The organism is Chryseobacterium sp. c4a (assembly GCF_009900745.1).
GTDB lineage: Bacteria > Bacteroidota > Bacteroidia > Flavobacteriales > Weeksellaceae > Chryseobacterium.
Window position 1 is genome coordinate 23,149 of the sequence record NZ_WXVU01000023.1, and the last position, 12,690, is coordinate 35,838.

9 protein-coding genes are annotated in these 12,690 nt (G+C 33.6%); 5 read left to right on the top strand and 4 right to left on the bottom strand.

The window, feature by feature from the left end; all coding sequences use genetic code 11:
- Window positions 1-38 precede the first annotated feature (38 nt).
- Window positions 39-596, bottom strand: coding sequence for a Crp/Fnr family transcriptional regulator (locus GTR01_RS22460; protein ID WP_160139957.1), 558 nt, complete (start codon window positions 594-596; stop codon window positions 39-41).
- Window positions 597-1,102: 506 nt separating this feature from the next.
- On the opposite strand from GTR01_RS22460, the gene GTR01_RS22465 reads away from it, so the two are divergent.
- The 4 genes from GTR01_RS22465 (at window position 1,103) to GTR01_RS22480 (ending at window position 5,417) form a co-directional block, all read left to right on the top strand.
- Window positions 1,103-2,488 (top strand): hypothetical protein, encoded by a 1,386-nt coding sequence (locus GTR01_RS22465; protein WP_160139958.1) that lies wholly within the window; start codon window positions 1,103-1,105, stop codon window positions 2,486-2,488.
- A 1,155-nt stretch (window positions 2,489-3,643) separates the two neighbouring features.
- Window positions 3,644-4,021, top strand: coding sequence for a hypothetical protein (locus tag GTR01_RS22470; protein WP_228452323.1), 378 nt, complete (start codon window positions 3,644-3,646; stop codon window positions 4,019-4,021).
- A gap of 20 nt (window positions 4,022-4,041) precedes the next feature.
- A complete protein-coding gene (locus tag GTR01_RS22475; protein ID WP_160139960.1) occupies window positions 4,042-4,353 on the top strand; it encodes a helix-turn-helix domain-containing protein in 312 nt (103 codons plus the stop codon).
- Between the two features lie 515 nt (window positions 4,354-4,868).
- Window positions 4,869-5,417 (top strand): hypothetical protein, encoded by a 549-nt coding sequence (locus GTR01_RS22480; protein WP_160139961.1) that lies wholly within the window; start codon window positions 4,869-4,871, stop codon window positions 5,415-5,417.
- Between the two features lie 103 nt (window positions 5,418-5,520).
- On the opposite strand, the gene GTR01_RS22485 is transcribed toward GTR01_RS22480, so the two are convergent.
- The 3 genes from GTR01_RS22485 to GTR01_RS22495 all read right to left on the bottom strand — a co-directional run bounded on the left by GTR01_RS22485 (window position 5,521) and on the right by GTR01_RS22495 (window position 10,303).
- Window positions 5,521-6,984, bottom strand: a complete 1,464-nt coding sequence (locus GTR01_RS22485) for a RagB/SusD family nutrient uptake outer membrane protein (protein WP_160139962.1) — start codon at window positions 6,982-6,984, stop codon at window positions 5,521-5,523.
- An 8-nt stretch (window positions 6,985-6,992) separates the two neighbouring features.
- A complete protein-coding gene (locus GTR01_RS22490; RefSeq protein WP_160139963.1) occupies window positions 6,993-9,947 on the bottom strand; it encodes a SusC/RagA family TonB-linked outer membrane protein in 2,955 nt (984 codons plus the stop codon).
- Window positions 9,948-10,147: 200 nt separating this feature from the next.
- The gene (locus GTR01_RS22495; protein ID WP_160139964.1) at window positions 10,148-10,303 is read right to left on the bottom strand and encodes a hypothetical protein; all 156 of its coding nucleotides are present in this window, start codon (window positions 10,301-10,303) and stop codon (window positions 10,148-10,150) included.
- A 536-nt stretch (window positions 10,304-10,839) separates the two neighbouring features.
- Here GTR01_RS22495 and GTR01_RS22500 point away from each other — a divergent pair.
- Window positions 10,840-12,345 (top strand): adenosine kinase, encoded by a 1,506-nt coding sequence (locus GTR01_RS22500; RefSeq protein ID WP_228452324.1) that lies wholly within the window; start codon window positions 10,840-10,842, stop codon window positions 12,343-12,345.
- Window positions 12,346-12,690 lie beyond the last annotated feature (345 nt).

Consider the following 12,690-nt stretch of genomic DNA (forward strand, 5'->3'; position numbering starts at 1 on the left):
AAAGAAAAACAGAATCGTTTACCATTTGGTAAAAAGTGTTAGTGGATATTTCGCCGTATTCTGCTCAGGGACTGTTGGGTAATTCCAAGATAGGATGCAATATAGGATAACGGAATGCGGTTAGCTAACGTTGGATATTTCTGCATAAACTCAAGATAGCGGGTCGTGGCATCCTGAGATACAAGCGGAGAAACTCGTTCCAGTTTTTGCAGCAGTGCTTTACTATGTATTTTTTGAATGATCTCGTTCCAGCCTATAACCGTATTGGATATCTCTTCCCAATCTTTTACTGTAAATGTAAGAAGCTTGCAATCTGTTGCTGCCTGTATATATTCTGTAGAGGGGACATTTTTCAAATTCATGAGTAAATGATTCTCTTCTAAAAAGATCTTGGTAATTTCATCTCCTTTATTGTTGTAATAACAGATTCTGAAAATACCATCAATAAGAAAACCTACTTCCCGGAGTACTTTACCTGCTTCAGCAAAATAATCATCTTTGCGAAGTTCAGCTATTTTTCCTTTGCCTGAAATAAAATCAATCTGTTGTTGGTTCAGGGTTCCAAAACGGAGGATATATTCAATGAATTCATTCATGATGAAAAGGTATAAAAAAGTTTTTCTTTGCAGTTTACCATTTGGTAAATTTTATGGTATTGATAGATTTTGATTGGCTGTTTTGAAACTTAATTTATGACTTTTACAAGATGTTAAAAAAGATTTTTTTCAATGTCTTATATCAAATAAGTATGAATTTTTTGGTAAATATGAAAAGAAAAATAGGTACTACATCATGAGTCTCCTGATTTATTTATTTTATTGTTCTAAATAAATTTTGTATTTTAATTTATTGATTATCAATTTTTTTGTTCTGTTATTTTTTGAATGAGGGATATTTGTAGGATGTGTTTTTTCTGTAGGATGTATCTGTTTTCTTATTTTCGTTAAACTTTTTCATAAAATGTATTATTGATTCATTTTATGATTTAATTTTTATTTATAATTAATTTATGACAGATCTTAGATTCCCGAAGAGTGGATATTTTATGTTAAGTATATTCTGCTTCTTTTTTTTTAATAGTTGTACGGGAGGAAAGTTGTCTATGACCAATTTTGATTATCCATTGCTTCATAAAAATGAGGTGTTGCGTCTTGCTGGTAATTTTGGAGACTGTATGTTGCTGAATGAAGAATATCTTCAAAAAGCCCGACAAGAAGATTACAGTGATGGAGAAGCTCTTTGTTACATTAATATGTCTAATATATCTGTAAGCATTGGGAACTATAAGAAAGGCCTTGTATTTTTAAAGAAAGCAGAGGCTCTCCTTCAAAATTCAAAAAATGAAGCTCTTAAAGCAAAGCTTTACCAGGAGTACGGCCAGTTGAGTAAAGTAACCGGATTGTATAAAAATGCTTTAGGGTTTAATTCAAAAGCACTGTATTATACCGGTAAATGCTCTTTGCAGGATAAAAGAAATTACTTTTTAGATAGAGTATTTTCAAACAGAGGCGATTTTTTATATGAAGCAGGAAGAAAGGATTCTGCGCTTATCTATTTTCACCGGGCAAGAAACGTGATCAATACTCCTCTGATTAATAGTTTAATTGCTAAACATCACTTGTTGCATACAGCACTTATTGATTCTTCAAAATTATATGTTGACAGATCTCTTGAGCTTGTAAAAAGAGATACAATCCAATTAAATGCACAGAAAGGAATGGTGTATAGGGTAGCAGGAGATTATTACAAAACTCAAGGTAACTATGCTGAAGCACAGGTTTTTTATCAGAAAGCGCTTGATGTTTTTTTAGAAACCAAACGGGCATACAATCTTCCATTTATTTATCAGTCTATAGCTGAGGCTTACAAAGGAATGGGGAATAAGGAAAAAGAAGCTGAATTTGAAAATAAATACCTGGATGCTAAATCAAAACTTTCTAAAGATCAGACTGAAACAGTAAATCTTCTGATTGATAAAGTATTGACGGAGAAAGAAAATGATGTAGAGGTCTTCAAATTCAAATTATTTGCGAGTTCGGCAGTGCTGATATTGATCATTGTGATTGGATTTGTTTTGATGTATAGAAAGATGAAAAACAAAAAAAGTAAGCTACGGGAAGAGACTACCATTCTTAAAAGTCAGACTGAGCTTTTAACCAATGAGACAGAAGTTCTTGCCAGTAAAGTAAATGAAAGTTTTAGCGATCTTGTTCAGCTGGCGAAAAGAAATGATTCTGCTTTTCTTACCCGCTTTCAGGAAGTATATCCGGACTTCATAGAAAAGCTATTGGATATTAATGAAGATTTATCAAGTGCTGATCTGCATTTGTGCGCGATGATTAAGCTTAATTTCAGCTCAAAAGAGATTGCTTCCTATATGTCTATCCTTCATAAGTCTGCTCAACAAAAAAAATACAGGTTGAGAAAAAAGCTCAATGTTCCAAGCGATCAGGATCTTTATGTTTTCTTTCAGGGATTGGATTCCTAATATATTGAAGTAATAAAAACGTTACATTTTCAAAGATGAACATTATGACAGCTATCCTTTTAAGGGGTGGCTTTTTGTTTTATACAATTGTTTGGTTCTAATTAGGGGAGCAGTCTGAAAGTAATATCATTGAGATTTGAAAATGTACTCAAACAGGATTGTAGTCTCTTCCGGTAGAAGTAAAAAAAGAGAGTGGTAGCATATGCAATTATGAAACTGTGTGTAAATAGGTCGTGAAATGGAGCATTGGGATATAAAAGTAACTAAAATAAGATTAGATGCTTTCATTGTGTGTTAGTACACACTTAACTGTAAGCTTCTCTTTCTGTTTTTTTGTTCGCTTATTTCAACTTGAAATTTATTGAAATCTGGAATTTATGATATACGAATTGATTATAAAACATTGTGTTTACTGGCAGGTTTTTAATGGTGTTGTATGAATTGATGTATTTTTTTGCATTGTGATGCAGCGTATTTAATGAATTTTTCACTTATGGATGAATATTAATTGAGTTTTTATAAAAGTTTTAAGATTCTTTTAATAAAATATTTTACTGATAATCAGTGTATTGTGGTTAATGAAGGACATTTGTAGAATTATTTTTTTTGGCAACTTGACTTCATTTTTTTCAAATTTATACTAGCGATATGAAGCAATTAAATGTAGGGATGATAATGTGGTTTTATTGTTATTTTTTCAATTGTAAATAATATATACCAATAAACTAATATTAATATTAAATTATGAAAACAAATTTGTTAACCTTAATGCTTGCATTATTTTCTTACGGTTTGTACTCCCAGGTTGGAATTTATACAAATATCCCTCAGCCTTCCTATAGATTTTGGAGCTAAGAAATATTTTCTAAAGAACATATTCTATAGTATAGGTAACCTGATGATAAGATATTGAGGGGTATGTTGTGATTCTTTGAAATAAACCAATCACAGCTCAATAGATTCTAAAAACACACCACTATATTATCCAGGAGCTCTGCCGAGTATTTTTCCCTCGTACCGGAATAACAGGGCTCTTTATTAGAATAACATTCACATAAGTAAGTGTATTTCCCCTTACTTATTAAAACCAAAGAAATACATATGCTATATAAAAAAATACATATAGGAGAACTTATCAAAAGTAAAATAGAGGAAATGGAAATTACCGTAAGACATCTTGCTGAGGTTTTTAGGGTTTCTGAAGATGCTATTTTAGAGATATTTACAAAGCCGGAGCTTGCTACTGGTGATCTTCTGAAATGGTCTAAACTTCTGAGGTACGATTTTTTTAGAATATATTCTCAACATTTGATTCTGTATACTCCTCAATATCCTAATCCGATTAAGAATAAAGAGAAACCTCAATCTATGCAGTTCAGAAAAAATATCTATTCGGATGAACTTATTGAATTTATATTAGAACTTATAAAAACAGGAAAAAAAACAAAACAGGAGGTTATACATGATTATAGAATTCCGAAAACAACGTTGTATAAATGGATTACAAAACATCAAATTCTATCAGATATATAAATATTAACAGTACTAGTAAAATGAGAGAAGCTATAAAACCAGATTATAAAAGACTTTATATGGATATCCTAGAGTTGAAGTTTCCTGAAAAAAAAGAGATATGTGCCGAAGTTTTGAATAAAGAAGAGCTGGAAACACTGGATGTTATTATGCTGAATACAATGATTTTTGGTGATCGTATAAACAATCAGAAGCATAAGTCATATGACCAAAATTCTATTCTTGAAATTTTAGATTATCAGAAAAAAAATCCCTGCAGTAATAAAGATCTTTCCCTTTTGTTTAGGATCAGTAGAAATACTATAACCAAGTGGAAAAGGATCTATATATAATTTCAGGATCTTTTTAGTTTAAATTCAGTTATAACCTCGATCTCAGAACCTTGATTCTGAGATTTTTTTTGTTTTAATGATTAAAATAGCTTTATTCTCTATACATGCATAATTTTTAGAAATATTACCCGTTTAAAGTCTTTAGGGTTTATTTCAATATTTATGGATTACAATAAAACCTCTGACTGCGGAAAATATGCAGAATACAGTATCCAAACACTCAATATAGAGACAGTTGGTACCGACATGCTCATCGTTAAGGCTGGCAATGGATGACCACCTGAAATGAATCAAATTGCAGAAAAGCATTCTGAAAACCCAGACGCAGGAAATTGAATTGATGAAACAGAAACTAAAGGAATTAGAAAAAAAATAAATAAAGAAGAAAAGGTTAACTCTATTGATTATCAAATTGTATGAATAGCATCATTTCTATAAATGGTGCTGTTTTTTTTATAAATTAGCTAGATTTTGTAAAGAATTCATAGAATGAATAGATTAACAACTTTTTTTTTATGAAACATAGAATATTGCCCATTGCTTTTGGACTTAATTCATTTTACCTGTCGGTTTTGTATTTCCGGATGTTCTGGATGTCGGATGAAATGAAAACAGAAGTCCTTTTGACTTATAAATATATGCTGTATTCAGTATTTGTTGTTTTTCCTTTATTTATTATCTCAACACTTATTCTCACCAAAGAATTTAAAGCCGGTTTTTTTCTGAAACTTTTTATTTGGCTGTTAGTAGCAACTATGCCTGTCTTGTATTTTTTTGCCTTTGATTTGGTTAAAGAGAAAGAACTGCTTTACGGATATCTGATCACTTTGGTTCAGTGTCTGATTCAGTCTAAAACGATAAAAGATGACGAAATGATATCTCGGGTTGCCGGAGTTTTTTCAGCAAAGCTGATCTTATGGTTTTTCATTTTATTGTTATCAATATTTTTTCATACGTTCTATTCTGATCTTCCGGCAAATATGTTAGCAGGCGGAGTCTATTATCTCTGTGTCGGAATTCTTGATATTCTGGTTGTCAGATATAAATTTCTTACTGAAAAATAAGAGACCGGAAAAGATAGAAATATTATGATAAAAAAGACACCATTTATTGAAAATGGTGCCTTTCTTGAAATATATTAAAATTGTTTTTTCTGGGTTTTATCTATTAATTCTGTTGTATTTGGGGGTTATTATTAATCTCTTTATTCGGTATTTGGAATTTGAATTTATCCGGTGTCAGGTTAAATCTTCCAAAAGTATGGTTGGTTCCTGTATATACTCTTTCTAAAGGTGTATTCAATCTCTTCATATCAAACCAAGCGTAGCCTTCACCCCAAAGTTCAATCCTTTTTTGCAGGATGATTTCATTAATCAGCTCAGCTCCTGTTTTGGTAGATAATGTATAAGCTTTATCTCTTTTGGATGCGATTTCAAATAACACCTGTTTTGCTTCAGCTTCTCTTCCTTGTCTTGCCAGAGCTTCAGCTTCTATATAATACAATGATGAGGCTCTGATGTAAACATAATCTCCTTCAAACATGCTTGGATCTTTGAACTTCCAGCTTACATAGGCAGGATAGTTTTTAGTCTTTCCATTAAAGGTATATTTCACAGGCTGGCTTCCATTGAATACCTTTTTACGGTAATCCGTATCCGGAATAGCTTCGTACAAACGCTTGTCAATAAGCTTATAAATCTGTGCCGCTCCTGCGTATCCTTCATTGGTGTTGTCAAACATAGAAAAGAAAGAGGCATAAAAATTTCCAATACTCATGGTGGAAATGGTATTATGGAATCCCCAGATCACCTCAGGATTACTGATGCTGGAAAACCCTGTAGTGGTATAATCATTCTCTGTCATTAGAGCAATCCCTTGCTTGCCGTCTGCTGCATATTTTGCCGCTTTTGCATAATCTCCGGTTTGCAGAAATATCTCAGAAGCAATAGCTTTTGCCGTTCTTTGATCGATCTGAGCTCTTGATGGGCGGGTGAAACTTTCCAGAAGAACAATAGATTCTTCAATATCCTGGCCAATTTGTGAATATACCTGGGCTACTGTAGATCTGGGAAGCCCCTGGCTAGGATTATTGGTGGTAAGAACCAAAGGAAGCCCCGGATCAGATTGATGCCCCTTATAATCATTCGCATAAAAACGGATCAGATGAAAATAAGAATAGGCTCTTAGGGCAAGCAACTGTCCTCTAATCGCTTTATTTTTAGGGCTTGCATCATCTTTTAAATCACCAAGTAACTTATTGATGATAAATATCCTTGCATAAAAAGTAGTCCATACGATTTCTGAAGCAATATTACTGGCATTCGTTGCTTCATAATTATAAAACATTCCCAAATGCTGATTTTTTGCCTGTATTACATCATTAGACATTAAATCGGCACCTGCTTTTATTCCCATGATCCCAAAATCAGAGTGAGACGAGATATTTCCTCCGGCACCATTACTACGAAGGTCAAGATAAATTCCGCCCAGGATTTTTTCAGGCTTTGATTGATCTTCATTCAGTTGTTCACCGGAGATGTCTCCCTCTGGTAATGTATTGAGATCATTAGCACATCCGGTTGTAATAAGTCCTACGGCTAATGCTGATATAAAGTATTTTATTGTTTTCATAATTTCTTTTAAAATGTTAGTTTAAAACCAAGTGAAACACTGGATAATAAAGAATATCTGTAAGCATCAGATACTCCTGTTAATGAGGCTCTTGGGTCATATCCTTTTCTCTTAGACCATAGATACAGATTGTTTCCTGTAGCATAAATTTTTAAGGCTGATAAACCGATTTGTTTTACAAAATCGTCAGATAGCTGGTATGATAATGTTACATCCTGAAGGCTGATGTAGTCAGACTTAATCAGGTAAAGGGTAGAATTTCCGTTTTGGTTGCTGGAATTTAAATCCACACGTGGAAGAGCAGCTGTTGGGTTTTCAGGAGTCCATGTTTTATCAAGATCAGTTGTGTAGTTAGAACCATAAGCATCAGAGTGGAATAGCGATCTGTAAATATCATCATATCCATATCCGCCAAATTGGTAGGCGAAATTAACCGATAGGTTCACTCTTTTATAGGTAATATCTGTTCCAAATCCACCATATACCTTTGGAATTGCTGATTTTCCGGTATTATAATTGGTCGCTTCTTTATTATCGTTGGTAATAACCTTTTCTACTTGTTGAGTAACAGGATTGAACTTATCTTTATACCATAATGCATCACCATTCTCAGGATTTACTCCCGCAAACTCTTTTAAAAAGTAAGTATATCGGTCACCGCCTTCAGCAAGAACAAATAGCCCTGAAACCAGTCCTGTTGCTCTTTGTTGCTCAGGTAATTTTGTAATCTTGTTTTTGTAATGAGTGGCGTTGGCGTAGAAATTCCACTGAAGATCCTGTGTTCTGATAATATCTACATTGATGTTAGCTTGAACTCCTTTATTATACATATCTCCAATATTTCCATATTTCACATAGGGGCCTGAATTGGATATTGCTAATGGAAGGGCATAGATCATATCCGATACCTTTCTTTCAAAGTAATCAGCATTTACATTCACTCTGTTGTTGAATAAAGAAATTTCAAATCCAGCATTCAGGTTTTTGGAAGTTTCCCATTTTAGATCTCTATTTCCTTGTTTCTTTAAAGTAAGTACAGGTTTGCCATCTCCAAAGTCATTGATTCCATAGATATCTTGATAAGCGTAGTAATCTCTGGTAGTACTGTTTAATAAGATATTATCATTTCCCTGCTGTCCATAAGATACCTTCAGCTTCAGTGCGTTTATCACCTTGCTGTCTTTCAGGAAATCTTCTTTGGCAACATTCCATGCTGCTCCCAAACCATAGAAAGTACCCCATCTGCTTTCAGGAGCAAATACTGAAGAACCATCTCTACGTACATTGGCATTGAAGAAATACTTATTATCATAGTTGTATAATAACCTTGAAAAATATCCTTCTACAGCATATTCATATCCGTTTCCTGACAAATCTGTAATTTTTACAGCATTATCAAAAGATGATGAATCGGGAAGTAGAAGCTGTTGCTTAGTTCCGGAAAATCCTTCATTTTTTGTTTTATTCAATTCATGACCAACAAGGAGATTGAAACTATGTTTATCGAATTTCTTTTGATAAGTAAGCAATTGCTGATGATTCAGGGTATAGTTAAATATTGATTCATGCGTAATGTTTCCACCTACCGATGAAGAAGTTCCGCCCAATGTATTTCCGAATTGAAGGTTTCTTAAATTTTCAAGATAAGCTCCAAAGTTGTACGTGAAATCTAATCCTTTGATGATTTCATAGCTTAACCCGAGATTGGCATTGGTGATATTACTGATTCTTTGAGATTTATCCTGTTGAAGATTTCCCACCGGGTTTTCAAAAACAGCATAAGATCTGGTAGCACCGTTGGGCCCTTGTCCATCCCCATAATCATAAAGAGCATTTCCATGGTTGTCATAAAGCCTTTGATAATTGTCATCTCTAAGAAAAACAGGATAGAAAGGGGCTATATTTCTGGCAAACTGAAACGGATTGGAAAAACCTCCTGTTTCTCCAAAATTCTGCTTGCTATATGTATAGGAAAGAGCCGTTGTTAATTTTAATTTTTGAGTAATAGAGTAGTCTACATTCGATCTGATCCCGAATCTTTCAAAACCAGAACCAATAAGATATCCTTTATCATCCAGGTAGTTCAATGATGTATAAGACTTTACCTGATCACCGCTGGCGTTGATTCCTACCGTAGCTTCTCTTCTTAAAGCAGGCTTGAAAAGTAATTTTTTCCAATTATCCTGATAAAGCAGCTTCGCATTAGGATTAAAAGAACCGTCAGGAGCAATCAACTGACTAAAAGGTACATTATAAACATTGTAGCCTAATCCGTTTAATGCTGCAAGTCCTACTGCATGAGGTGTCGTTCCGGAGGGAACAGCTCCCGGTTGTTTCTGTCTTACAATTTCCCCAATTCTCCCTCTGTTATAATAGGCTGTATAGTAGTCCTGTGGTGAAGTATATACCGAATAATCCTCAATAGATCTGAAGTTTACTCCGGTTTTTACATCAACATCTACGGTTAACTTCTTATTTTTTCCCCTTTTGGTATTCACGATAATAACCCCATTGGCACCTCTTGAACCGTATAAAGCATTAGAAGAAGCATCTTCCAGAAAGGAAATACTCTCAATATCCGCCGAAGAAATACTATTCAAGTCACCACTGTAAGGAATTCCATCCAATACGATTAAAGGGTCACTGGATGCATTGATGGAACCAATTCCTCTCATCCTTATCGTAGGCTGAGAACCCGGTTGTCCGGAAGAGATCACCTGTACCCCTGCTACTTTACCTCCAATTCCCTGAAGAACGTTTCCATTTTGAAGATTACCAAGATCTTTAGCCTTTAAAGATTGTACAGATCCGGTGATCTCCTCTTTTTTCTGCTTTCCGAAGGCTACCACCACCACTTCTTTGATGGAAGTCTCCTGTGAAAGACTATCTTTTTTCTGTGCAAAGCCATATTCTGCGAATAGAAGCACGGCCAATACACCAAGTTTGCATTGTTTTTTTCTCATTATATTAATCTTAGGTTTAAAAAATTGAATATGTGTATTACTCTTTGTCTTCCTGTTTAGGAAAAATAAGTCCCCAGCCTCCCTTTTGTAAGGAGGTGTTAGAAAGAAAATGTTAAAATAGAGGAGGTGTACCCGGATTAAATAGGCCTTGAGCTTATCGGGCTTTAATTCCTACAATAATGTGCATATTTCTTTGGGAGTTATGGCATCATCATTTTACACATCATAGATTCAAAGCACATCTTTTTAGAAGTGATGTTGTGCTGTGAAAGGCTATTCCCTGTACAACCCTTATGTTGTTCAGAAACTACAGCCATGATAGTGTATAGGTAAGAATTAAAGTCATTCTTATTCATGAGAATAGAGTTTTATTTTTTTTATCTGGGTCAAAATTATTTAATAATTCATAAAACTTTGTTAAAAAAGGATATGAGAAAAATCATATTAGTCTACTAATTTAGTGGGGTAATTGAAATTTTGTGCAAAATATTGAATTTTAAAGAAGGTAATGTGTTGTTTTTTAATGCGTTATATTCTTGTAAATATTTGTTTTAAAATTAGAAAAAAATCCATTTTTAGTAGTTGAATAAAAATTAACATTATAAGTCTATTGTTTTTGTAGACTTTTTATGTATTTTACGCCCGATTTCTTTTGTGGGAGCTATTTCCCGCTATCCACTCATACTCCTCACGCCAGGCTATGGCTTGGACGTGTTGCGGGGTAACCGTTACTATCGGGGCTAGAGGCAGGATGATGAAGAGGAAAAATATGTCGTTAAAAGGTTATCATTTGTTTTTTTTTCAGATAGAAACACTTTTACCAAAAAATTAATTATATTTTTGAATACTGTATTGGCAAAGTACTTTTTGCTGATGACAGGTTAGTATTATTATGAGAAAATACCTTACCTATATATTAATGTTGGGGTTTCCTCTGTTAGGAGCCCAAACTAAAGTAGCAGAAAAGTCTACTTATCAAGAGAACTGGACATTGCTGGATCAAGAAAATGCAGCAATAGCCTTTGATGCAGATGTAAAATTATCTGATGCTGAGATTGCTTTAGATAAAAAACTATTTCAGATCAGGAAACAGTTTCTTATTGAAACAGAAAAACAGCATATTCCACTATATAATCGTTCTTTTAATGAAATAAAACCATTGATAGAATCCAGTAAGTTGTTTAAGATCATTCAAACAATGCCTAAAGGAGGGCTGCTCCACACACACAGTGGCGGGTTGGCTAATGCAGAATGGTTGATAGCGACAGCTAGAAAATATAAAGAATGCTATGTGTATGACCAACAAGACAATGATAAATTCATTTTCGGTCAGTTAGGCTTCTTTGAAAATGGAAAAGTTCCAAAAGGATTTGTTAATCTAGATAAAAAGCTAAGTTCAGATGCCGGTTTTGAAAAGAAACTGTATGATCTTCTCCTTTTAAAAAGAGATAATCTTTGTTCTTACACAGACTATTGGATTGAGTTTGAAAAACGTTTCCAACGCATCAACTTGTTATTGCCTTATCGTCCTTTTTTCAAGGAATATTATTTAAAAGGCTTTCAGGATCTAGCTAAAGATCATGTGCAGCATGTGGAGATCAGATATGTTTTTAATGAACTCTACGATTTTGAACATGGGAAATATCCATTGGAAAAGTCCATTACAGATCTACAGGATATTGTAAAGCAAATGCGTCAGTCGGATCCTCAGTTCAGTCTGAAGTTGATCTATTCGAGTTTTAAATTTTTAGATTCCGACAGTATTGAAAAAGAACTTGAGATTGCTTTTAAGTTAAAAAAACAATTCCCGGATATGATTTCAGGTTTTGATCTTGTTGCCGATGAAGCAGCCGGAAACAGCATCAATTCTTTCCAGAAAAACTGGACGAAAATTAATGAAATTACTAAAAAATCAGGAATAGAAATGCCTTTGTTCCTTCATGCGGGAGAAAGCACTTCCATTTTCAATAAAAACATACTGGATATTACTTTATTGAACAACCAGAGAATTGGGCATGGTCTTAATCTGATCTACTTCCCAAAATCTATGGAGCTAATTAAAAAACAGAATAAATTGGTAGAAGTAAGTCCAATCAGTAACCAAATCCTAGGATATGTAAGTGATATGAGAAACCATCCGGCAAGAGTTTTACTGAGCAATGGAGTACAATGCTCTATTAATAGTGATGACCCTGCCGTATATGGCTATGAAGGATTAAGTTACGACTTTTGGATGGCCTATGTATATTGGGAATTGGATGTAAAAGCATTAAAGAAATTGGTTCTCAATTCTATTAACTACTCTTCTTTGAATAAAAATGAGAAAAAACAATCTTTAGAATCTCTGAATAAACAGTGGAATGATTTTGTTCAGAAAACCAATCAGGAACTAAATTAATGATCTAACGGAAAAAATAACAACTTTTTACTGTTAACTTATAAATATAGTAGCATCATTTTTTAAATGGTGCTATTTCTTAATATAAATTAAGTTATGTTTTATGGTATCAATGAAATTGATTCTTTTTAAGCGGGCGCATAGCCATAATTTTTTATCAGGAGTAAATATCCTCTCTTTGATCCAGTTAACTCCTCTTTATCGTTGTAAAATCTGCGAAATCCATGAGTTTAGAGGGAAATTAAAATAAATTACCTGGAATTCATTGCTGCAAAAGCTCATAACAGTCATTTTTATCTTGAAATTTTCAAAACAGAGATTCTGTTACAACTTCCCTTAATTGAG

Bases quoted from the DNA above. Each gene is read 5' to 3' on its own strand.
- GTR01_RS22460 (WP_160139957.1), bottom strand. From the start codon at position 596: ATGAATGAATTCATTGAATATATCCTCCGTTTTGGAACCCTGAACCAA.
- GTR01_RS22465 (WP_160139958.1), top strand. From the start codon at position 1,103: ATGACCAATTTTGATTATCCATTGCTTCATAAAAATGAGGTGTTGCGT.
- GTR01_RS22470 (WP_228452323.1), top strand. From the start codon at position 3,644: ATGGAAATTACCGTAAGACATCTTGCTGAGGTTTTTAGGGTTTCTGAA.
- GTR01_RS22475 (WP_160139960.1), top strand. From the start codon at position 4,042: ATGAGAGAAGCTATAAAACCAGATTATAAAAGACTTTATATGGATATC.
- GTR01_RS22480 (WP_160139961.1), top strand. From the start codon at position 4,869: ATGAAACATAGAATATTGCCCATTGCTTTTGGACTTAATTCATTTTAC.
- GTR01_RS22485 (WP_160139962.1), bottom strand. From the start codon at position 6,984: ATGAAAACAATAAAATACTTTATATCAGCATTAGCCGTAGGACTTATT.
- GTR01_RS22490 (WP_160139963.1), bottom strand. From the start codon at position 9,947: ATGAGAAAAAAACAATGCAAACTTGGTGTATTGGCCGTGCTTCTATTC.
- GTR01_RS22495 (WP_160139964.1), bottom strand. From the start codon at position 10,303: ATGAATAAGAATGACTTTAATTCTTACCTATACACTATCATGGCTGTA.
- GTR01_RS22500 (WP_228452324.1), top strand. From the start codon at position 10,840: ATGAGAAAATACCTTACCTATATATTAATGTTGGGGTTTCCTCTGTTA.